Origin of the sequence: Streptomyces sp. T12, assembly GCF_028736035.1 — a bacterium.
In the GTDB taxonomy this organism is placed as follows: domain Bacteria; phylum Actinomycetota; class Actinomycetes; order Streptomycetales; family Streptomycetaceae; genus Streptomyces.
In genome coordinates this window covers 2167511-2188993 of record NZ_CP117866.1, presented here as the reverse complement: position 1 = coordinate 2188993, position 21483 = coordinate 2167511, and the positions used below count along the sequence as shown (strand labels likewise).

Below are 21483 nucleotides of genomic sequence, written 5' to 3'. Positions count from 1 at the left end.
CGGAGCGTGGCCGGAAGCCATCGCTCTCGGTCGCTGATACCCTGGTAGCCCGTGGACCGGTGGGAGAAAAACCCCCGAACCGCAGCGACGGCGACCCCGGAGAACTCTCCGGTCAGGCAGCCGTACCGCACCCCAGACCGCGACCACGGGAGCCCCCCTTTGGCCATGCCGCCCGCTGCTTTTCGATCCAACGCAGCCACGACGACCAAGCACATCTTCGTCACCGGGGGTGTCGCCTCCTCGCTCGGCAAGGGCCTGACGGCCTCCAGCCTCGGCATGCTCCTCAAGGCGCGGGGCCTGCGCGTGGTGATGCAGAAGCTGGACCCGTACCTCAATGTCGACCCTGGCACGATGAACCCTTTCCAGCACGGTGAGGTGTTCGTCACCAACGACGGCGCCGAGACCGACCTGGACATCGGCCACTACGAGCGCTTCCTCGACCGTGACCTGGACGGATCCGCGAACGTCACCACCGGTCAGGTGTACTCGACCGTGATCGCCAAGGAGCGGCGCGGCGAGTACCTGGGCGACACCGTGCAGGTCATCCCGCACATCACCAACGAGATCAAGCACCGCATCCGCCGCATGGCGACGGACGAGGTCGACGTCGTGATCACGGAGGTCGGCGGCACGGTCGGCGACATCGAGTCGCTGCCGTTCCTGGAGACCGTCCGCCAGGTCCGTCACGAGGTCGGTCGTGACAACGTCTTCGTCGTCCACATCTCGCTCCTGCCGTACATCGGCCCCTCGGGAGAGCTGAAGACGAAGCCGACCCAGCACTCGGTTGCGGCTCTGCGCAACATCGGTATTCAGCCAGATGCGATCGTGCTGCGCTGCGACCGTGAGGTGCCGACCGCGATCAAGCGGAAGATCAGCCTGATGTGCGACGTCGACGAGGCGGCCGTGGTGGCCTGCCCCGACGCCCGCTCGATCTACGACATCCCGAAGACCGTGCACGGCGAGGGCCTGGACGCCTATGTCGTCCGCAAGCTGGACCTGCCGTTCCGCGACGTGGACTGGACGACCTGGGACGACCTGCTCGACCGCGTCCACAACCCCGACCACGAGATCACCCTCGCACTGGTCGGCAAGTACATCGACCTGCCCGACGCCTACCTCTCGGTCACCGAGGCGCTGCGCGCGGGCGGCTTCGCCAACAAGGCCCGCGTGAAGATCAAGTGGGTCACCTCCGACGACTGCAAGACCCCGGCCGGCGCCAAGCAGCAGCTCGCCGACGTGGACGGCATCTGCATCCCGGGCGGCTTCGGCGACCGCGGTGTGCTCGGCAAGGTCGGCGCGATCAAGTACGCCCGCGAGAACCGGATCCCGCTGCTGGGCCTGTGCCTGGGCCTGCAGTGCATCGTGATCGAGGCGGCCCGCCACCTCGCCGACATCGGAGACGCCAACTCCACCGAGTTCGATCCGGCCACCTCCCACCCGGTCATCTCCACCATGGCCGAGCAGCTCGACATCGTCGCCGGTGAGGGCGACATGGGTGGCACGATGCGGCTCGGCATGTACCCGGCCAAGCTGGCCGAGGGCTCGATCGTGCGCGAGGTGTACGACGGCAAGGAGTACGTCGAGGAGCGGCACCGTCACCGGTACGAGGTGAACAACGCCTACCGGGCGGAGCTGGAGAAGAAGGCCGGCATCCTGTTCTCCGGCACGTCGCCCGACGGCAAGCTCGTGGAGTACGTGGAGTACCCGCGCGAGGTCCACCCCTACCTGGTGGCCACGCAGGCCCACCCCGAGCTGCGCTCGCGCCCGACGCGCCCGCACCCGCTGTTCGCCGGGCTGGTGAAGGCGGCTGTCGAGCGCCAGCAGGCCGAGGGCGTCGGCAAGAATTCGAAGTGACACGACAGTTGTACGGTGGCCGGGGTGCAAACCTTCAAAGGTGTGCACCCCGGTTTTCTTTGCGCACGTGGAAGGGCAGGGCATGACGATCAAGGACACCCCCGAGCAGTGGGAGATCCGGGCGACGGAGACCCCCTTCGTGGGCAACAAGACCTCCGTCCGCACGGACGACGTGGTCATGCCCGGCGGCTCGGTGGTGCGGCGCGACTACCAGGTCCACCCGGGCTCGGTGGCCGTCCTCGCCCTCGACGACGAGGACCGCGTCCTGCTGATCAAGCAGTACCGCCACCCGGTGCGGCAGAAGCTGTGGGAGATCCCGGCCGGCCTGCTCGACATCCCCGGCGAGAACCCGCTGCACGCCGCACAGCGCGAGCTGTACGAGGAGGCCCACGTCAAGGCCGAGGACTGGCGGGTGCTGACCGACGTGTACACCACGCCCGGCGGCTGCGACGAGGCCGTACGGATCTTCCTCGCCCGCAACCTGTCGGAGGCCGACGGGGAGCGCTTCGAGGTGGAGGACGAGGAGGCCGACATGGAGCACGCGCGCGTGCCGGTCGACGAGCTCGTCCGGGCGGTGCTCGCGGGCGAGTTGCACAACAACTGCCTCGTCGTGGGCGCGCTGTCGCTGGTCGCCGCGAGGAACGGCGACGGGCTGGACGCGCTCCGTCCGGCGGAGGCGCCCTGGCCCGCGCGCCCCTTCGTGTCCTGAACCCCCGCACCCCGCTTCCGGTGTGAAGATCGGCTGATCCGATCGAGGGACGTCCTCGCCGTGCCCCCGTGCTCCGCGCGGAACGTAGCAGAGCGTGAACTAGGCTCTGAATACGCCCGAACCGGAGTCCCGGCGGGCTTGCGCGTGTGGTGGGACGGGAGTGTGGCCCGTGACGGATCAGGTGGTGGACACAGGCGGCCCGCAGGTGTCGGCACAGGCGTCCGACCAGAGCCAATTCCTGGGCCGCACACGCGAATTGAAGGAGCTCCGCGCCGACATCGAGCGCGCGGGCCTGGACACCCTCTCCGGCCGCAAGGCGCCACGCGCGCGCGTGCTGCTCATCGCCGGCCGCCCCGGCTCGGGCCGCACCGCGCTCGCCGCGGAACTGGTACGGCAGGTGGCGGACCGCTACCCGGACGGCGTGCTGCGCGCCCGCCTGAGCGAGCCCGACGGCACCCCCGTCCCCGTCGAGCGCACCGCCCGCGAACTGCTCACCGCCCTGGACCGGCCGAACCCGCCCGGCGCCGCCGAGGACGACCTCACGGCGGCCCTCCGGGAGGCTCTGGCGGAGCGCCGGGTCCTGCTCCTGCTCGACGACGCGGCCGAGGCGGAGCAGGTCGACGCCTTGCTGCCGGACACCCCTCAGTGCCTGGTCGTGGCCGTCTCCCACGGCCCGCTGACCGGGATCTCGGGCGTGCGGCCCTGCACGCTGGGCGGCCTGGACACCAAGTCGGCGGTGGAGTTGCTGTCCCGGCGCGCCGGCTCGGTCCGCGTCACCGTCGACCCGCGGGCCGCCGAGGGCCTCGCCGAGGTCTGCCAGGGGCAGCCCGCCGCACTGATGCTGGCGGGTGGCTGGCTCGCCGCCCGCCCCAAGGTGGCCGTCGCCGACCTCGCCAAGCAGGTGCACGCCGAGGGCGACGAGGGCACACCGCTCAGCCGGGTCTTCCGGCTCGTCTACGCGTCCCTGCCGGGTCCCGCCGCCCGGATACTGCGGCTGCTCTCCCTCGCGCCGGGCGGCCTGGTCGACCCGCACACCGCCTCCGCCCTGGCCGGCTGCTCGGTCGACGGTGCCTGCGCCACCCTGGACGACTTCGTCGCCCTCGGCCTGCTGCACGTCGTCGACTCGCCGCTGCCGCAGTACGAGGTCCCGGCCTGCCTGCACCCCCTCCTCACGACCCTCACCGAGACCCAGGACCGCCCCGGCGAGATCCAGCTGGCGCGCGCCCGCATGCTGGAGCGGACCGTACGGCTGCTGCAGTCCTGCCGGGCGATCACCGAGACCGACGACCCCGAGGCCCGGCAGAAGCTCCTCGGCACGCCCCGCGCCCTGCGCTTTCCCAACCCCCGGGCGGCCGCGGACTGGATCGGCGTCCGCAGGCCCGCCCTGCTGGCCTCGGCCCGCGCCGCGGTCGCCGACGGGGAGCTGGACACCCTGGCCCGGCGCCTGATGTCCCAGCTGGTCAGGGCCATGGTCGCGCACTTCGGCACGCAGGCGGCCGCCGGCGACCTGTACGGCATCCACCGCCTGGTCCTGGACGTGGCCGAGCGCCGGAACCTGCCCCGCGAGAAGGCCGCGGCCCTGCTGAACCTCGGCGACCTCGACGCCCGGACCGGGCGGACGAAGGCGGCGCTGGTGAGCTATCGGGCCGCGCTGGACGCCGGGCGGGAGGCGAACGACCCGTACGCGACCGGTCGCGCGATGGAATCCGTAGGCGGCGCCCACCTGGAGCTCGGGGACTACGACCGGGCCGCCGACTGGTTCGGCCGGGCGCTGGCCCAGCGGCTGGCCCGGGGCGAGCGCGCGGACGCCGCCCGGCTGTACGGCCGTATCGGCGCCGCCCACACCTTCGCGGGCCGGTACGGCGAGGCGCTGCGCAACTGGCGGGCCGCGGTCGCCGGGCACCGCAAGAACGGCGATGTCGCGGGCCACGCACGGGCGTTGAGCGAGCTGGCGCGGGTCCAGGAGTACGCGGGGCGGCCCGAGGAATCGCTGCGTACCTGCCGGGAGGCGGTGGAGTTGGCGCGGCGCGCCGAGGACACCCGGTTGCAGGCGGCGCTGTACCTGCGGCTCGCCGACACCCTGGAACGCCTCGGCGATCCCGCGGCGGCCCAGCTGCACCGGGGCGCCGCCCAGCGGATGCTGGGGGAGGAGCCTCAGGAGTCCGATGCGGCCGAGCCTGGGCCCGAGCAAGAGGCTTTCGAGCCGGAACACGACGCTAACGCCTGCGAAATCCGTAGTACATCCGCCAAAGATTGATGCAATGAAAGGCTAGACAGAGAGAACACCTTCATTAGACTGGCTCTGCCGCACCTTCTCCTGCGGTGTCTCCCGGTGTGCCCTGCATGCCTGGGAATGTCTTGCAATGCCCCCACACCCTCTGAGCCAAGGACCGTGATCGACGTGAAGGTCGGCATCCCCCGCGAGGTCAAGAACAACGAGTTCCGGGTGGCCATCACCCCCGCCGGCGTGCACGAGCTGGTGCGCCACGGCCACCAGGTCGTCATCGAGCAGGGCGCCGGTATCGGCTCGTCGATCCCGGACAGCGAGTACGTTGCCGCAGGCGCCCGGATCCTGCCGACCGCCGACGAGGTCTGGGCCACCGCCGACCTGCTGCTGAAGGTCAAGGAGCCCATCGCCGAGGAGTACCACCGCCTCCGCAAGGACCAGACGCTCTTCACCTACCTGCACCTGGCCGCCTCCAAGGAGTGCACGGACGCGCTCATCGAGTCCGGCACCACGGCGATCGCATACGAGACCGTCGAGCTGCCCAGCCGCGCCCTCCCGCTGCTCGCCCCCATGTCCGAGGTCGCGGGCCGCCTCGCCCCGCAGGTCGGCGCCTACCACCTGATGCGCTCGGCCGGCGGCCGTGGCGTGCTCCCCGGTGGCGTCCCCGGCACCCAGCCCGCGAAGGCCGTCGTCATCGGCGGCGGTGTCTCCGGCTGGAACGCGACGCAGATCGCCGTCGGCATGGGCTTCCACGTCACGCTGCTCGACCGCGACATCAACAAGCTGCGCGAGGCGGACAAGGTCTTCGGCACCAAGGTCCGGGCGATCATGTCCAACGCCTTCGAGCTGGAGAAGGCCGTCCTGGAGGCCGACCTCGTCATCGGCGCCGTGCTGATCCCCGGCGCCAAGGCCCCGAAGCTGGTCACCAACGAGCTGGTCTCCCGGATGAAGCCGGGAAGTGTCCTTGTCGACATCGCGATCGACCAGGGCGGCTGCTTCGAGGACTCGCGCCCGACGACGCACGCCGAGCCGACCTTCCAGGTCCACAACTCGGTCTTCTACTGCGTCGCCAACATGCCCGGCGCGGTGCCCAACACCTCCACCTACGCGCTGACCAACGCCACGCTGCCGTACATCGTCGAACTGGCCAACCGCGGCTGGGTGGAGGCCCTGCGCCGCGACCCCGCGCTGGCCAAGGGCCTCAACACGCATGACGGCAAGGTGGTTTACCGGGAGGTCGCCGAGGCGCACGACCTGGAGCACGTGGAGCTCGAAACGCTGCTCGGCTGAGCCGATCGGCTAAGTCACTTTCTGGTAAAGGCGATACGTCAACACGAGTCGTCAACCGAACGCACCTGGCCGGACCTTGCCCGAAAAGGTCCGGCCGGATGTGTGTATGGTCACTTTGCGACTCTCGGTCAACTCGCCTCGAACGCAACCCTTAGACCGATTCGTACACCGGTGAAACCTGCCGTGCGACGGCCGTACGCCCTTGACAGCGGGATGTTTCATTGTCGACACATCTGCCCGGTCCGGCGGATTGTGTTGCTGCGGACCGCCGACACGCCATAGAGTCGCCAACCGTCGGCATGGTGCCACGCTGACCTGTCTAGAAGTTTCCTGGTCCCCAAGGAGGTAAGACGACTTGTGAATGAGTCGACATTTTCTCCCGGGGGTGGTCAACCAGGAATGCCGGTACGGGGCCAGGGTCCCGCGGGATTCGAGGCTGTCGGCTCCGTCGCGGTGCGCACCTTCGCAGCCCACCAGGGTCACCTGACCTCAGGGGTGACTCAGCCAGCAAACATGAGCATGGATGGCCATCACGTGAACGCCATGGCCGGCGACGGAAGTGGCGCGCCCCACAACCACTTCGCCGACTACGACGAACTGCCCGAGGGGCACTTCTACGACCCCGACGCGGAGTACGAGCCCGACCCCGAGTACGCGGCCACGCTCGCGCCCGACGCTGCCCGTCAGCGCCGTGAGCGCATCGGCCCGACCGGGCGCCCGCTGCCGTACTTCCCGATTCCGGGCCCGCTGACCGATCACGGTCCCGCGAAGATCATCGCGATGTGCAACCAGAAGGGCGGCGTCGGCAAGACGACGTCGACCATCAACCTGGGTGCCGCGCTCGCGGAGTACGGACGCCGGGTCCTGCTCGTCGACTTCGACCCGCAGGGCGCGCTGTCGGTCGGCCTCGGCGTCAACCCGATGGAGCTCGACCTCACCGTCTACAACCTGCTCATGGAGCGGGGCATGTCGGCGGACGAGGTGCTCCTGAAGACGGCGGTCCCCAACATGGACCTGCTGCCGAGCAACATCGACCTGTCGGCCGCCGAGGTCCAGCTGGTGAGCGAGGTCGCGCGCGAGTCCACGCTCCAGCGCGCCCTGAAGCCGCTGCTGCCGGACTACGACTTCATCGTGATCGACTGCCAGCCCTCGCTGGGTCTGCTCACGGTGAACGCGCTGACGGCCGCCCACAAGGTGATCGTGCCCCTGGAGTGCGAGTTCTTCGCCCTGCGAGGTGTCGCGCTGCTGACGGAGACCATCGAGAAGGTCCAGGAGCGGCTCAACCCGGAGCTGGAGCTCGACGGGATCCTCGCCACGATGTACGACTCGCGCACGGTGCACAGCCGTGAGGTGCTCGCGCGTGTCGTCGAGGCGTTCGACGACCACGTCTACCACACGGTCATCGGGCGCACGGTCCGCTTCCCGGAGACCACGGTCGCCGGTGAGCCGATCACCACGTACGCCTCCAACTCCGTCGGTGCCGCCGCCTATCGCCAGCTCGCCAGGGAGGTGCTCGCCCGGTGTCACGCCGAGTGAGTCTGCCGGGGGCCGACGAACTGTTCCGCACGACAGGGGGTATGGCGCTCCAGCCGTCCACTCCCCGGCGCCCGGCCAACGGCGAGGCCCGGGTGCCGGCTCCCGCGGGGGAGAGCGATGCCGCTGCCGCCGCGGAGGACGCGCCGCAGTCGGTGCCCGCCCAGGGCGGCGACGGCGACGGCGCGGAGCACGTGGCGGCCGACACGGAGTCGGTCGACGCCGGTGAGTCGCGCAGCCGTACCGCGGCCGCGGAGCGCTCCGCGCGACGTCAGGGGGCGCAGGAAGGTTCTGCCGGGGCGTCCGCGGGTGCCGCGGGCGGTTCCGCCGCGTCCGGTGCGGCTGCTTCTGCCGCCTCTGCCGCCGCGCCCCGCAAGCGTGGACGGTCGGCCTCGCGTCGGCCCAGTGGTCGCGAACGGCACGACGAGAAGATCACCGTGTACGTCTCCGCCGAGGAGCTCATGGATCTGGAGCACGCGCGTCTGGTGCTCCGCGGTGAGCACGGTCTGGCCGTCGACCGCGGGCGGATCGTCCGCGAGGCGGTGGCCGTGGTCCTCGCGGATCTGGAGACCCGCGGAGACGCCAGCATCCTCGTACGACGGCTTCGCGGGCGGTAGCGGTAGCCTGCGGGGGCCATGACCTCGAACGACGTTCCCGCCTCGGCCTCCGGCGCATCAGCCGGTCGTCGGCGTGCGTTGGGGCGGGGGCCGGGCGCTGCGCCAGTGGCCTCGCCGGTCGAACCGGTACCCGTGGAAGCTCCGGAGCCGGTGGAGCCGGAGCCGGTGTCTGTCGTTCCGGAGCCGGAACCCGAGGTCGTCGTACCGGAACCGGAGCCTCAGGCCGACGAGCCTGATCCGGTGCCCGAGGTCTCCACTGCCGAGCCCGACCCCGTTGCTCCCGAGGAACCCGACGACGGCGTCTTCAAGGTCCGCCTCTCCAACTTCGAGGGCCCCTTCGACCTCCTCCTCCAGCTGATCTCCAAGCACAAGCTCGACGTCACCGAAGTCGCGTTGTCCAAGGTGACCGACGAGTTCATGGCCCACATCAGGGCGCTGGGGTCGGACTGGGATCTCGACGAGACGACCGAGTTTCTCGTGGTCGCGGCCACCTTGCTCGACCTCAAGGCGGCCCGGCTGCTGCCCTCCGCCGAGGTGGAGGACGAGGCCGACCTCGCGCTGCTGGAGGCGAGGGACCTGCTGTTCGCGCGGCTGCTGCAGTACCGCGCATACAAACAGATCGCCGACATCTTCAGCCGGCGGCTCGACGACGAGGCCCGGCGCTATCCGCGGACCGTCGGGCTCGAACCGCACCATGCCGAGCTGTTGCCCGAGGTCGTCATCAGCATCGGGGCGGAAGGATTCGCCAAGCTCGCGGTCAAGGCGATGCAGCCCAAACCCAAGCCGCAGGTGTACGTCGATCACATCCACGCGCCGCTCGTGAGCGTGCAGGAGCAGGCCGGGATCGTCGTCGCGCGGCTGAAGGAGCTCGGCGAGGCCAGCTTCCGGGCCCTGGTAGAGGACACCGACGACACCCTGACCGTCGTAGCGCGCTTCCTGGCTCTCCTGGAGCTGTACCGCGAGAAGGCCGTGGCCCTCGACCAGGAGACCGCGCTCGGGGAGCTCACCGTGCGGTGGACCGGCGGCGAGGGGGACGAGACGCCCACGGTGACCGACGAGTTCGACCGGCCGCCGGAGCTGCCCGAGGAGGAGAAGAAGGCGTGAGTGAGGAGACCACCGAGCTTCCGGTCGGGCTGCGTACCGTCGCGGACCTCGATCTCAAGCCCGCCCTGGAGGCGATGCTCATGGTCGTGGACGAACCCGCGACCGAGGAGCGGCTCGCGAAGCTCCTGGAGCGGCCGCGGCGCCAGATCGCCGACGCCCTGCGGGAGCTCGCCGACGAGTACGCGATGCAGGGACGCGGCTTCGAGCTGCGGTTCGTCGCGGGCGGCTGGCGTTTCTACACCCGGTCCGAGTACGCGGCGGCCGTGGAACGACTCGTTCTGGACGGCCAGACGGCGCGCCTCACGCAGGCCGCCCTGGAGACGCTCGCGGTCGTCGCGTACCGCCAGCCGGTGAGCCGCAGCCGGGTCTCGGCGGTGCGCGGAGTGAACTGCGACGGTGTCATGCGCACCCTCCTTCAGCGCGGTCTGGTCGAGGAGGCGGGCACGGAACCCGAAACAGGTGCGATCCTGTACAGGACGACGAACTACTTCCTGGAGCGGATGGGCCTGCGCGGCCTGGACGAGCTCCCGGAGCTCGCGCCCTTCCTCCCGGAGGCGGAGGCGATCGAGGCCGAGACACTGGAAGGAGTCCCGTCGTTCGATCCGGATGCTCCGGATTCCGAGGACGCAGACGACAAGACGGAACTTTGATGCGAAGCAGCAGCGGCAGGAACAGCAGCGGAAACAACGGCGGGAGCCGTGGTGGCAACAGCGGCGGCCGCGGCGGGAGCAGCGGGGGCCGCGGTAATTTCCGTGGCGCCGGTAACAACCGCGACGACAAGCAGGGCGGCCGGCCGAAGAAGCCGCGCCCGGAGGAGCGGCGCTACGACGTGGGCCCCGCCGCCACCCAGGACGGCCCGAAGTCGGGGCGTGGCGCTTCGGCGCGCGGCGGCGCCAAGGGCGGGCCCAAGCAGGGCCAGCAGCGCGGCACCGGCCGGGGCCGTTCGGTCCCGGCGAGTTCCCGCGAGTACGACGCGCGCGCCGAGGAGCGCAACCGCGAGCGGTACGCGGGCAAGAAGGACGTCAAGCTGCCCAAGACCTTCCCGGGCGCCGAGCAGGAGGGCGAGCGGCTGCAGAAGGTGCTCGCGCGCGCGGGCTACGGCTCCCGGCGTGCCTGCGAGGAGCTCGTAGAGCAGGCGCGGGTCGAGGTCAACGGCGAGATCGTCCTGGAGCAGGGCAAGCGCGTCGACCCGGAGAAGGACGAGATCAAGGTGGACGGCCTGACGGTCGCCACGCAGTCGTACCAGTTCTTCTCGCTCAACAAGCCCGCCGGTGTCGTCTCGACGATGGAGGACCCCGAGGGCCGTCAGTGCCTCGGCGACTACGTCACCAACCGCGAGACCCGGCTCTTCCACGTCGGCCGGCTCGACACCGAGACCGAGGGCGTCATCCTGCTCACCAACCACGGTGAGCTGGCCCACCGGCTGACCCACCCCAAGTACGGCGTGAAGAAGACCTACCTCGCCGCGATCGTGGGCCCGATCCCGCGCGACCTGGGCAAGAAGCTCAAGGACGGCATCCAGCTGGAGGACGGCTACGCGCGCGCGGACCACTTCCGGGTCGTCGAGCAGACCGGCAAGAACTACCTGGTCGAGGTCACCCTGCACGAGGGCCGCAAGCACATCGTCCGCCGCATGCTGGCGGAGGCGGGCTTCCCCGTCGAGAAGCTGGTGCGCACCTCCTTCGGGCCGATCACCCTCGGCGACCAAAAGTCGGGCTGGCTGCGACGGCTGTCGAACACCGAGGTCGGGATGCTGATGCAGGAAGTCGATCTGTAGGCCCTTCCTGCGTCTTCGCCATGCGCCGGCCGGTTCTGGGTTGCTCCAGGGCCGGTCGAGTCGTGCCGGGCGCCTGAGGGGCCGCTGGGGGCCTTCTGGGGCCTGTCGTGAACTTCGGCAGCCGCTGGAACGATCGCTCGCCTGCGCGCCGGTGCCGGTTTTGCCTTCCGGGGGTTGTGGAACCGGGCCCCTCTCTTTACAGTCGAAGTGACTAATAGTCGTGCTGACTATAAAGAGGTGAGCGGCATGCCGGGACCCATCGCGCCCGAGGGCTACGACAAGTACGCCCACGAGCCCTTCGCCGTCACCGCCGACCTCGCCGTCCTCACCATCCGCGACGGCGTCCTGCACGCCCTGCTCGTCGAGCGCGGGCAGGAGCCGTACAAGGGGCATTGGGCCTTGCCCGGCGGGTTCGTGCAGCCGGACGAGTCGGCGGAGACGGCCGCCCGGCGTGAACTCGCCGAGGAGACCGCTCTGTCGGACGTCTCCGGGCTGCATCTGGAGCAGCTGCGGACCTACAGCGAGCCCGACCGCGACCCCCGGATGCGGGTCGTGACGGTCGCCTTCACCGCGCTGCTGCCCCACCCGCCCGAACCGCACGGCGGCAGCGACGCGGCGCAGGCGCGCTGGGTGCCGTACGACAAGGCGGGGCCGCTCGCCTTCGACCACGACCGGATCCTGGCCGACGCCCATGAACGCGTCGGCGCCAAACTCGAGTACACCTGTCTCGCCACCGCCTTCTGCCCGCCCGAGTTCACACTCGGCGAGCTGCAACAGGTCTACGAGACGGTGTGGGGCACTGCCCTCGACCGGCCCAACTTCCGCCGCAAGGTGCTCGCCACGCCGGGCTTCGTCGAACCCGTACCCGGCGCCGCCCGGCTCACCGGCGGCCGCGGCAAACCGGCCGCGCTGTACCGCGCGGGCACCGCCACCGCCCTCCACCCGCCCCTGCTGCGGCCCACCCCGGAAGGACGCCCCGCATGACCACGACCACCGTCCGCAAGCGCGCCGCCACCGGCTCCCTGCTCGGCCTCGCCCTCGGCGACGCGCTCGGCTTCCCGACCGAGTTCAACGACGTGCCGTCGATCCTCGCCAAGTGCGGGCCCTGGCGCGAGATGGAACTGCCGACGCCGGCGATCGTCACCGACGACACCCAGATGACACTGGCGTTGGGGAAGGGGCTGCGCACGGCGATGGACCGGGGTGTGCTCACACCGAAGCGGCTGGAGCGGCCGGTGCGGGAGGAGTTCGTCGACTGGTACCAGTCGCCCGAGAACAATCGTGCGCCGGGCCGGACCTGCCTGGTCGCCTGCAATCTGCTGAAGAGTGAGAGCAGGTCCTGGCAGGACGCGAGCCAGATCGGCTCCAAGGGCTGCGGCGCCAACATGCGCGTGGCGCCGATCGGACTCGTCCCGGGCCTGAGCGACGAACAGCGCGCGGGCGCCGCCCAGTTGCAGTCCGCCCTCACCCACGGGCATCCGACGGCGCTCGCCGCGTCCGACCTGACCGCACACGCCGTACGGCTGCTCGCGCAGGGCGCCGAGCCGACCGGGCTGGTCGGGTTGCTGCGGTCGTACGCCTATGAGAACCGCAGCCGGTATCACGAGCGCTGGCTCGGCGACTTGTGGACCCGCAGCCAGGACGCCACCCCCGAGCACTTCATCGCGCGCGGCTGGGACGAGTGCCTGGAGATCCTCGGCCGTCTCCAGGACGCCGTACGCACGGCCTCGCCCGAAACCGACCCCTGCCTGGCCACCGGCGCGGGCTGGATCGCCGAAGAGGCCCTCGCGACCGGGTTGCTGTGCTTCCTGATGTTCGTCGACGAGCCGCTGACGGCCCTGCGCCGGGCCGCCTGCACGTCCGGGGACTCGGACTCGATCGCATGCCTGACGGGCGCGTTCGCGGGCGCCTGGCTCGGGGCCGACGCCTGGCCGACGGAATGGGCGGACCGGATCGAGTACCGGGGGGATCTGCTGACCCTCGGGGCGCTCTGGGACGCTTGACGGATGATCGACGCCCTGGACATCGACCTCATGCCCGTCGTCGCCGAACAGCCCGACCCGGTGCTGTTCGCGACGGTCTCCGGCGCGCACCTTTACGGCTTCCCGTCGCGCGACTCGGACGTCGACCTGCGGGGCGTGCATCTGCTGCCGACCGCCGACCTCGTCGGGCTCCGGGAGCCCGACGAGACGCGGTCACGGATGTGGGTGCGGGACGGCGTCGAGATGGACCTGGTCACGCACGACCTGCGCAAGTTCGTACGGCTGATGCTGCGGCGTAACGGCTATGTCCTGGAGCAGCTGTTGTCGCCGCTCGTCGTGCACACCACGGACGCCCACCGGGAGCTGGCCGAACTCGCGCCTGGCGTCGTCACCAGCCACCACGCGCATCACTACCGGGGGTTCGCCAGCACGCAGTGGCGGCTCTTCGAGAAGACCGGCGAGCTCAAGCCCCTGCTCTACACCTTCCGCGTGCTGCTCACCGGCATCCATCTGATGCGCAGTGGTGAGATACAGCCGCATCTGCCGACGTTGATCCGGGAGGTCGACGCGCCCGCCTATCTGCCGGAGCTGATCAACGCCAAGGCCGAGCAGGAGCACGGGGCCGCCGACGTCGAGCACGCGCGCGTGGCGGCCGACGTCGAGCAACTGCACAGTGTGCTGGACGAGGCGCAGGCGGCCTCAGCGCTGCCCGACGCTCCGAGCGCCTACGACGCCCTGCACGCCTTCGTCGTACGGACCCGGCTGGAGGGCTGAGGCGAGGCGGACGCGGATCAGGAAGTCCTCCACCCGGCGGCGGTCCGGCTCGGTCGGGAGCGGGCTGCGGTGGGTGGCCGCCTCGGCCTCGCTCGCCAGTCGGGTCATCCAGGACTCCACCTCCGGCCAGGGGACCTCGCCGCGCTTGACCGCCAGCAGCGGCTCGCGCTGGTCGCCCACGTCGATCGTCAGGTGGCCGGTGCGCAGCAGGTCGCGGGCGCTCGTCAGGAGGCGGAGGAGGTGCATCGCGTGCTTCCAGCGCGGCGCGCCGTGCACACGGACGTCGGCGTCCAGCTTCTTGCGCTGGCCCAGGGCGTAGCGGGCGAACGTCTCATGGGCCTGGCGGGACAGGAACGCCTCGCGCAGGGCGAGGAGCTCGCGCCCCGTGTCGTCGACGTGCTCCACGAGTGGGGAGTGCAGGCACTCCAGGATGTTCGGGTTGGCGCGCAGGGCCAGCTCGCAGAAGCGTTCCAGTTCCCAGCTGAACTGCTCCTCCAGCGGGCCTTCGACGTGCGTCGGCGGCTTGTCGAAGCGCCAGAAGAGGGCGGTGGGAGCGAGGAACACGCCCCGGCGGTCGGTGTCGCTGCCGTCCGTCGCCAGACCGAAGGCGCGCGAGCCCATGACGCAGGCGTAGATCGTGTGGTCGCGTACCAGGGTCTCGGGGTGCATGCCCCGCAGCGTACGGGGCGGATCACGCCAGGCGGATCGAATTTCCGTCCACGGTGATCTTCTTCTCGGGCAGCGGCCTCGTCGCCGGAGGGTTGGCGACCGAGCCGTCGGTGATGTTGAACTTGCTGCCGTGGCAGGGGCAGTTGATCGTGCCGCCCGAGACACTGCCGACCGTGCACTGCTGGTGCGTGCAGATGGCGGAGAAGGCCTTGAACTCGCCGGACTTCGGCTGGGTCACCACCACCTTCTCGTCCTTGAGGATCGTGCCGCCGCCCACCGGGACGTCGGCCGTGGTGACCAGCTCCTGGCCGGGAGAGAGGGTCGGGGCCGAGCTGCTCTTGCCGTCGGAATCGCCACAGCTCGCGACGAGCGCCGCCGCACCCGTCGCGCCCGTCGCGATGAGGATCGTGCGTCGCGTCGGACCGTTGGTCATGTCGTCACTCCGAAGGTGCGGAAGAACCAGAGGGCGGAAGTCAGCCAGATGATCGTGAGAGCGGTGAGGACCAGCCCGCCGACGATCGGCAGCAGCCAGCCGGGGAGTCGCTCCGAGCGGAGCAGCAGCATCTTTGCACTGAAAGCACCGAAGAAGAAGCAACCCAGGAGGGAGTGCCAGAAAACGCGCGTTTCGTACGTCTGGTAGCCCATGGCGTACAGGCAGTGCACCGCCACGGGTACGGAGACCAGGAACGCCGCGCGTCCCGACCAGCGGTGCAGCGCGGACGACCACCCCGGCCCCGGCAGCTTGCCGTACACCATGAACGCGGAGACCAGCTGGACCAGCGCGAAGAAGATCGCCGCCGTCGCCAGCCATGACTTGACCGCGCCGGTGCTGCTGAACCCGGCGAGATTGAAGGCCGTCCCGGACGGGTCATGGACCTTGCCGTACACGCCCAGGGCCACGGCGACGGCGCCCGCGACCAGTGCCGGGAGCAGGTAGCGGGCCGGGTGCGGGCGGCGGTGGCCGGGGTGCGGGGACGGGAAGTCCTGGGTGACGGCGTTCGGGTCGACGGTCATGATCGACTCCCGTGAGGAGGGGGATCGAGGAGCGGGATCAGGGGGCGGCGGGGCGGGCCGTGAGCTGCTGTCCGTCGACCGTCACCGCGCCCGTCTGCGGGTCGAGCCGCGGGGCGCGCGAGGGCTCGCCGTCGCGGGTGAGGACGCCGACCTGTCGGCCGTCCGGCAGCACGATCCAGCCGCCGTCGACCTCGCTGCCGCGCACGGTGGAGGTGGCCCGGTACAGGCCCGACGGCTTCTTCGTCCGGCCGGCGGTGAAGGCGTAGCGCCCGCCGTCGATGTCGACCGTGCCGCGGATCCGCTTGCCCTCCTGGAGGGTGCCGCTCAGGACGGAACCGTCCTTGCCGGTGAGCCGCATGGTCCCGTCGTCGTTCACATCGCCCCGCAGCCAGGACTCCTTGGCGCGGCCGTCGCAGAAGTACGCGATCGCCCTTCCGTCGCGCAGGGTGAGGGCGACGGCGGAGGAGTCGTCGTCGGTGCGGCCGGCGTAGCGGGCATCGCGGACGGGGGGTGTGGTCGGCGAGGGTGAGGGGGGCGGGGTCGTTCTGGCGGGCGTCGGTGACGCCGTCGCCGTGGGCGACTCGTTCGTGGTGTCCGCGGACGAAGACGGGGACGAAGACGCTGTGTTCTTCGTCCCTGTCGTCGCGTTGAGCGACAGCATGAACACGCCGACCAACAGTCCCGCGAGAAGGGTGAGCAAGGGTCCGGGACGCTTCATGAGGCCTCCCCCGAGGCGAGCTTCCTGCCCATGAGAGCGGACCCGTGCCCCGGCGTCCAGAGGCGCACGGAGGTGTTCGCGGTCCGGTAGCGAAATCGGGATGGACGGGTGACAGTGGCCCAAAGCCGACTTCGGGTGACTGTCGGTGTCTCAGCGGGCGGGCGACATACGTCTGCCGCATCCGGGCTGACTAGGCTGGACCGGCGAAAGAGCCGATCCGTACAGCAGCAAGGAGCCAAGCCGTGGCGGTACGAGCGGTCCGGGGGGCCGTCCAACTGGAGCGGGACGAGGCCGAGCACATGGCCGAGCAGGTCGGCGCCCTGCTCACCGCGATCCTGGAGCGCAACGGCCTGGGCGCGGACGACCTGATCAGCATCTGGTTCACGGCCACGCCCGATCTGCACAGCGACTTCCCGGCGGCCGCCGCCCGCAAGCTCGGCATCGTCGACGTACCGCTGATCTGCGCCCAGGAACTGGACATCGCGGGCGCCATGCCCCGGGTCGTGCGCGTCCTCGCGCACATTGAGTCCGACAAGCCCCGCGCCGACATCGCGCACGTCTACCTCGGTGCCGCGGCCGCCTTGCGCAAGGACATCGCCCAGTGAGAACCGCACTCGTCATCGGTACCGGTCTCATCGGTACGTCCGCCGCCCTGGCGCTGGCGGGGCGCGGTGTCGTCGTCCACCTCGCCGACCACGACCTGGAGCAGGCCCGTACGGCGGCCGCGCTCGGCGCCGGCACGGACGAGGCGCCCGAGGGTCCCGTGGACCTCGCGATCGTCGCCGCCCCGCCCGCGCACGTGGCCGGGGTGCTCGCCGACGCCATGCGCCGGGGGGTGGCCCGCGGCTACCTCGACGTGGCCAGCGTCAAGGGCGGGCCGCGGCGTGAGCTGGAGGCGCTGGGGCTGGATCTGTCCGCGTACATCGGTACGCATCCCATGTCCGGCCGGGAGAAGTCCGGACCGCTGGCCGCGACCGGGGACCTCTTCGAGGGCCGGCCCTGGGTGCTGACGCCGACCCGCGACACCGACACCGAGGTGCTGAACCTCGCCCTGGAGCTGGTCTCGCACTGCCGTGCCGTGCCGGTGGTGATGGACGCCGACGCCCACGACCGTGCGGTCGCCCTGGTGTCGCACATGCCTCATCTGGTGTCCAGCATGGTCGCCGCGCGGCTGGAGAACGCCGAGGAGGCGGCCGTACGGCTGTGCGGTCAGGGCATTCGTGACGTGACCCGGATCGCCGCGTCGGACCCCCGGATGTGGATCGACATCCTCTCCGCGAACCCGGGGCCGGTCGCCGACCTGCTCACGGATGTCGCCGCGGACCTGGAGGAGACGGTGCGGGCGCTGCGGGCGCTGCAGTCGTCCGACGACGCCAAACGGCTGGAGGGGACGTCCGGGATCGAGGACGTGCTGCGGCGCGGGAACGCGGGGCAGGTGCGCGTGCCCGGTAAGCACGGGGCGGCTCCTCGGGTCTACGAGGTCGTCGCGGTGCTGATCGACGACCAGCCGGGGCAGCTGGCCCGGATCTTCGCGGATGCGGGGCGGGCCGGGGTCAACATCGAGGACGTGCGGATCGAGCATGCGACGGGGCAGCAGGCCGGTCTGGTGCAGTTGATGGTGGAGCCGAAGGCGGCGCCCGTGTTGTCGGCGGCGTTGCGGGAGTGGGGCTGGGCGATCCGTCAGTAGGAGGGTTCGCCCCCGCCGTCCCCACCCCGTGGCCGTCCCGTCAGCTCACGCGCGGCCGGACGAGTGACCCGCACCCAGTAACCTTGTGCGGGGCACATTCGCGCCCCGCCCCTCCCGCCTCACCGCACCAGGAAGGTGTTCCCCCGTGGAAAACGGTGCCGCCAAGCCCGTGATTGTCGCCATCGACGGCCCCTCCGGCACGGGCAAGTCGAGCACGTCGAAGGCCGTCGCCGCGCAGCTCGGGCTGAGCTACCTCGACACCGGCGCCCAGTACCGGGCGATCACCTGGTGGATGGTGACCAACGGGATCGACATCGAGGACCCGTCCGCGATCGCCGCCGTGGCCGGAAAGCCCGAGATCGTCTCCGGCACCGACCCGGCGAACCCGACGATCACCGTCGACGGCACCGACGTGGCCGGCCCGATCCGCACCCAGGAGGTCACCTCCAAGGTCAGCGCGGTCAGCGCGGTGCCCGAGGTGCGTGCCCGGATCACCGAGCTGCAGCGCTCCCTGGCGACCTCCGCGGAGATCGGCATCGTCGTCGAGGGCCGTGACATCGGTACGACCGTGCTGCCCGACGCCCACCTGAAGATCTTCCTCACCGCCTCCCCGGAGGCCCGCGCGGCCCGCCGCAGCGGCGAGCTGAAGGGCGCCGACGTGCACACGACCCGCGAGGCACTGCTGAAGCGGGACGCGGCCGACTCCAGCCGCAAGACCTCGCCGCTCGCCAAGGCGGACGACGCGGTCGAGGTGGACACCACCGCGCTCACGCTGCAGCAGGTCATCGAGTGCGTCGTCACCCTCGTCGAGGAGAAGCGAGCCGGAAAGTGACAACACCCTCGCAGAAGGGCGCCGAGGTCGGGCGGCGCATCGGTGTCGGCCTGATGTACGGGCTGTTCAAGCCGCGTGTGCTCGGCGCCTGGAAGGTGCCCGCGACCGGTCCGGTGATATTCGCCGTCAACCACTCCCACAACGTCGACGGCCCGATGGTCATGGGCGTGGCACCCCGGCCGACGCACTTCCTGATCAAGAAGGAGGCGTTCGTCGGTCCGCTCGACCCCTTCCTGACCGGCATCGGCCAGCTGAAGGTGGACCGTCATTCCGCCGACCGTACGGCCATCACGCAGGCGCTCGGCGTCCTGTCGGCCGGCGGTGTCCTCGGCATCTTCCCGGAGGGCACCCGAGGCGAGGGCGACTTCGCCTCCCTGCGCGCCGGGCTCGCGTACTTCGCGGTGCGCAGCGGGGCGCCGGTGGTCCCGATCGCCGTGCTGGGAAGTTCCGAACGGCAGGGACGGTTGATAAAGGGGCTGCCTCCGCTGCGCAGCCGTATCGACGTCGTCTTCGGCGACCCCTTCGAGGCGGGCGACGGCAGCGGACGGCGTACCCGCAAGGCGCTGGACGAGGCGACCGAGCGCATCCAGAAGCAGCTCACCGCGCACCTGGAAAACGCCAGGCGGCTGACCGGCCGCTAGGCGACACTGAGTAGTGGATCAGACCGGCACAAAGGCACCGGGCGGTCCACCGATCACCACGATGAACGAGGTACGGACTTCATGAACGACCACATCCACTCCGAGGGCTCGCTCGAAGAGCACGACCACGGAGAGCTTGGCGATGCCGAGTACGCGGAGTTCATGGAGCTCGCCGCGGAAGAGGGCTTCGACCTCGAGGACGTCGAGGGGGCCATCGAGGCCGCCGGGCACGGACCGCTGCCCGTCCTCGCCGTCGTAGGCCGCCCCAATGTCGGCAAGTCGACTCTCGTCAACCGGATCATCGGGCGGCGTGAGGCGGTCGTCGAGGACAAGCCCGGCGTCACCCGTGACCGCGTGACCTACGAGGCCGAGTGGGCGGGCCGCCGCTTCAAGGTCGTCGACACCGGCGGCTGGGAGCAGGACGTCTTCGGTATCGACGCCTCCGTGGCCGCGCAGGCCGAGTTCGCGATCGAGGCCGCCGACGCCGTCGTGTTCGTCGTCGACGCCAAGGTCGGTGCGACCGACACCGACGAGGCGGTCGTACGACTGCTGCGCAAGGCCGGCAAGCCCGTCGTGCTGTGCGCCAACAAGGTCGACGGCCCCAGCGGTGAGGCGGACGCCACGTATCTGTGGTCGCTGGGCCTGGGGGAGCCGCACCCCGTCTCCGCGCTGCACGGCCGTGGCACCGGCGACATGCTGGACGCCGTCCTGGAGGCGCTGCCGGAAGCACCGCGCGAGTCCTTCGGCGGGGGCGGCGTTGGCGGCCCGCGCCGCATCGCCCTGATCGGCCGTCCGAACGTCGGCAAGTCCTCCCTGCTGAACAAGGTGGCGGGCGAGGAGCGCGTCGTCGTCGACGAGCTGGCCGGCACCACCCGCGACCCGGTCGACGAGCTCATCGAACTGGGCGGCGTGACCTGGAAGTTCGTCGACACGGCGGGCATCCGCAAGCGCGTCCACCTCCAGCAGGGCGCCGACTACTACGCCTCGCTGCGCACCGCGGCCGCCGTCGAGAAGGCCGAGGTCGCCGTCGTCCTGATCGACGGCTCCGAGTCCATCTCGGTTCAGGACCAGCGCATCGTCACGATGGCCGTGGAAGCGGGCCGCGCGATGGTGATCGCCTACAACAAGTGGGACACCCTCGACGAGGAGCGCCGCTACTACCTGGAGCGGGAGATCGAGACCGAGTTCGGTCAGGTCGCCTGGGCGCCGCGGGTCAATGTCTCCGCGCGCACCGGCCGTCACATGGAGAAGCTGGTCCCCGCCATCGAGACCGCCCTCGCCGGCTGGGAGACCCGCGTCCCGACCGGCCGCCTGAACGCCTTCCTCGGTGAGCTGGTCGCCGCCCACCCCCACCCGATCCGCGGCGGCAAGCAGCCCCGGATCCTGTTCGGCACCCAGGCCGGCACCAAGCCCCCGCGGTTCGTGCTCTTCGCCTCAGGCTTCATCGAGGCGGGCTACCGCCGCTTCATCGAGCGCCGGCTGCGCGAGGAGTTCGGCTTCGCGGGCACGCCGATCCACATCTCCGTGCGGGTGCGGGAGAAGCGCGGAAGCAAGAAGAAGTAACTGCGAGCAGAAGAAGCAACCGCAAACTGCACACAGCTGAAGGGCGGCCCGGGTACGGGCCGCCCTTTCGTGTGCTCAGCCTCTGCGCGCCGGCGGCAGCGCGGCCGGGACGTGGTGCATCCCCGTGCCCTGCGGGCCGATATGTCCGACGCGCTGCCACTGCGGCTGCTGACCGTGGCCCTGGCGCGCGCTGTGGGCCCCCGCGCTGTAGGCGGTGTACGAGCTGCTGAACGACCCCGGGCGGTGACCTCCGTACGAGCCCGTACTCCGCGGGATGTTCCCGAACGCGGTGAACCCCAGGTCTTCCTCACCGCTGCGGTCACCCGGCAGAGAGCGGAAGGATTTGACGTACTCGGCGTAGAGCGCGTCGTAGATCGGCGTGGGCGAGGGGCCGCCCTGGAGGCGGGGAACGTCGTATGCATGCACGTATGTCCAAACGACCCCGAGCCTGATGAGATGCGGTCGGTCACACCCCTTTAGGGGCGCGAGGAA

General features: G+C 70.6%; 22 protein-coding genes. 17 read left to right on the top strand and 5 right to left on the bottom strand.

What is annotated here, in order from left to right:
- The first annotated feature begins 165 nt into the window (after window positions 1-165).
- The 12 genes from PBV52_RS09685 (at window position 166) to PBV52_RS09630 (ending at window position 13867) form a co-directional block, all read left to right on the top strand.
- Entirely contained in the window at window positions 166-1854 is a 1689-nt protein-coding gene (locus PBV52_RS09685; protein ID WP_274237896.1) for a CTP synthase, read from the top strand.
- Window positions 1855-1936: 82 nt separating this feature from the next.
- Window positions 1937-2563: an NUDIX hydrolase gene (locus PBV52_RS09680; protein ID WP_274237895.1), complete on the top strand. Its 627-nt coding sequence runs from the start codon at window positions 1937-1939 to the stop codon at window positions 2561-2563.
- A 169-nt stretch (window positions 2564-2732) separates the two neighbouring features.
- Window positions 2733-4820: a tetratricopeptide repeat protein gene (locus PBV52_RS09675; RefSeq protein WP_274237894.1), complete on the top strand. Its 2088-nt coding sequence runs from the start codon at window positions 2733-2735 to the stop codon at window positions 4818-4820.
- A gap of 135 nt (window positions 4821-4955) precedes the next feature.
- Window positions 4956-6080, top strand: coding sequence for an alanine dehydrogenase (ald, locus tag PBV52_RS09670; RefSeq protein WP_274237893.1), 1125 nt, complete (start codon window positions 4956-4958; stop codon window positions 6078-6080).
- Between the two features lie 399 nt (window positions 6081-6479).
- Entirely contained in the window at window positions 6480-7616 is a 1137-nt protein-coding gene (locus PBV52_RS09665; RefSeq protein WP_079052605.1) for a ParA family protein, read from the top strand.
- Window positions 7601-8230 (top strand): hypothetical protein, encoded by a 630-nt coding sequence (locus PBV52_RS09660; protein ID WP_274237892.1) that lies wholly within the window; start codon window positions 7601-7603, stop codon window positions 8228-8230. Before PBV52_RS09665 ends, PBV52_RS09660 begins: the two co-directional genes overlap by 16 nt.
- Before the next feature lie 18 nt (window positions 8231-8248).
- Window positions 8249-9334, top strand: coding sequence for a ScpA family protein (locus PBV52_RS09655; protein ID WP_274237891.1), 1086 nt, complete (start codon window positions 8249-8251; stop codon window positions 9332-9334).
- Entirely contained in the window at window positions 9331-9984 is a 654-nt protein-coding gene (scpB, locus tag PBV52_RS09650) for an SMC-Scp complex subunit ScpB (protein WP_274237890.1), read from the top strand. Before PBV52_RS09655 ends, scpB begins: the two co-directional genes overlap by 4 nt.
- Window positions 9984-11111: a pseudouridine synthase gene (locus tag PBV52_RS09645; protein ID WP_274237889.1), complete on the top strand. Its 1128-nt coding sequence runs from the start codon at window positions 9984-9986 to the stop codon at window positions 11109-11111. Before scpB ends, PBV52_RS09645 begins: the two co-directional genes overlap by 1 nt.
- Window positions 11112-11357: 246 nt before the next feature.
- Window positions 11358-12095, top strand: coding sequence for an NUDIX domain-containing protein (locus PBV52_RS09640; protein WP_274237888.1), 738 nt, complete (start codon window positions 11358-11360; stop codon window positions 12093-12095).
- Complete coding sequence (locus PBV52_RS09635) at window positions 12092-13114, top strand: ADP-ribosylglycohydrolase family protein (protein ID WP_274237887.1); 1023 nt, start codon at window positions 12092-12094, stop codon at window positions 13112-13114. The genes PBV52_RS09640 and PBV52_RS09635 overlap by 4 nt, the downstream gene beginning before the upstream one ends.
- A 3-nt stretch (window positions 13115-13117) precedes the next feature.
- Window positions 13118-13867 (top strand): nucleotidyltransferase domain-containing protein, encoded by a 750-nt coding sequence (locus PBV52_RS09630; RefSeq protein WP_274237886.1) that lies wholly within the window; start codon window positions 13118-13120, stop codon window positions 13865-13867.
- Here the strand turns inward: PBV52_RS09630 and PBV52_RS09625 are convergent.
- From PBV52_RS09625 to PBV52_RS09610, 4 genes are read right to left on the bottom strand one after another with little or no spacing between them, the layout of a single operon-like run.
- Window positions 13793-14536: a DNA polymerase beta superfamily protein gene (locus PBV52_RS09625; protein ID WP_274237885.1), complete on the bottom strand. Its 744-nt coding sequence runs from the start codon at window positions 14534-14536 to the stop codon at window positions 13793-13795. The two genes, PBV52_RS09630 and PBV52_RS09625, sit on opposite strands and share 75 nt — an antisense overlap.
- 22 nt (window positions 14537-14558) lie before the next feature.
- On the bottom strand, window positions 14559-14969 hold the full coding sequence (locus tag PBV52_RS09620) for a Rieske (2Fe-2S) protein (RefSeq protein WP_274237884.1): 411 nt from the start codon (window positions 14967-14969) through the stop codon (window positions 14559-14561).
- On the bottom strand, window positions 14966-15550 hold the full coding sequence (locus PBV52_RS09615) for a DUF6529 family protein (protein WP_274237883.1): 585 nt from the start codon (window positions 15548-15550) through the stop codon (window positions 14966-14968). Before PBV52_RS09615 ends, PBV52_RS09620 begins: the two co-directional genes overlap by 4 nt.
- A 37-nt stretch (window positions 15551-15587) precedes the next feature.
- Complete coding sequence (locus PBV52_RS09610) at window positions 15588-16268, bottom strand: hypothetical protein (RefSeq protein WP_274237882.1); 681 nt, start codon at window positions 16266-16268, stop codon at window positions 15588-15590.
- 242 nt (window positions 16269-16510) lie between these two features.
- Between PBV52_RS09610 and aroH the strand changes: the two genes are divergently transcribed.
- The 5 genes from aroH (at window position 16511) to der (ending at window position 20991) form a co-directional block, all read left to right on the top strand.
- Window positions 16511-16873, top strand: a complete 363-nt coding sequence (gene aroH / locus PBV52_RS09605; protein WP_274237881.1) for a chorismate mutase — start codon at window positions 16511-16513, stop codon at window positions 16871-16873.
- On the top strand, window positions 16870-17955 hold the full coding sequence (locus PBV52_RS09600; protein WP_274237880.1) for a prephenate dehydrogenase: 1086 nt from the start codon (window positions 16870-16872) through the stop codon (window positions 17953-17955). Before aroH ends, PBV52_RS09600 begins: the two co-directional genes overlap by 4 nt.
- Before the next feature lie 145 nt (window positions 17956-18100).
- Window positions 18101-18787 (top strand): (d)CMP kinase, encoded by a 687-nt coding sequence (cmk, locus tag PBV52_RS09595; RefSeq protein ID WP_274237879.1) that lies wholly within the window; start codon window positions 18101-18103, stop codon window positions 18785-18787.
- Between the two features lie 53 nt (window positions 18788-18840).
- Window positions 18841-19428 (top strand): 1-acyl-sn-glycerol-3-phosphate acyltransferase, encoded by a 588-nt coding sequence (locus PBV52_RS09590; RefSeq protein ID WP_274249341.1) that lies wholly within the window; start codon window positions 18841-18843, stop codon window positions 19426-19428.
- An 81-nt stretch (window positions 19429-19509) separates the two neighbouring features.
- Window positions 19510-20991 carry a ribosome biogenesis GTPase Der gene (gene der, locus PBV52_RS09585; RefSeq protein WP_274237878.1) on the top strand — a complete coding sequence of 494 codons (1482 nt, stop codon included), beginning with the start codon at window positions 19510-19512 and terminating at the stop codon, window positions 20989-20991.
- Window positions 20992-21066: 75 nt separating this feature from the next.
- Here the strand turns inward: der and PBV52_RS09580 are convergent, their stop codons facing one another.
- Window positions 21067-21417 carry a hypothetical protein gene (locus tag PBV52_RS09580; RefSeq protein WP_274237877.1) on the bottom strand — a complete coding sequence of 117 codons (351 nt, stop codon included), beginning with the start codon at window positions 21415-21417 and terminating at the stop codon, window positions 21067-21069.
- Window positions 21418-21483 lie beyond the last annotated feature (66 nt).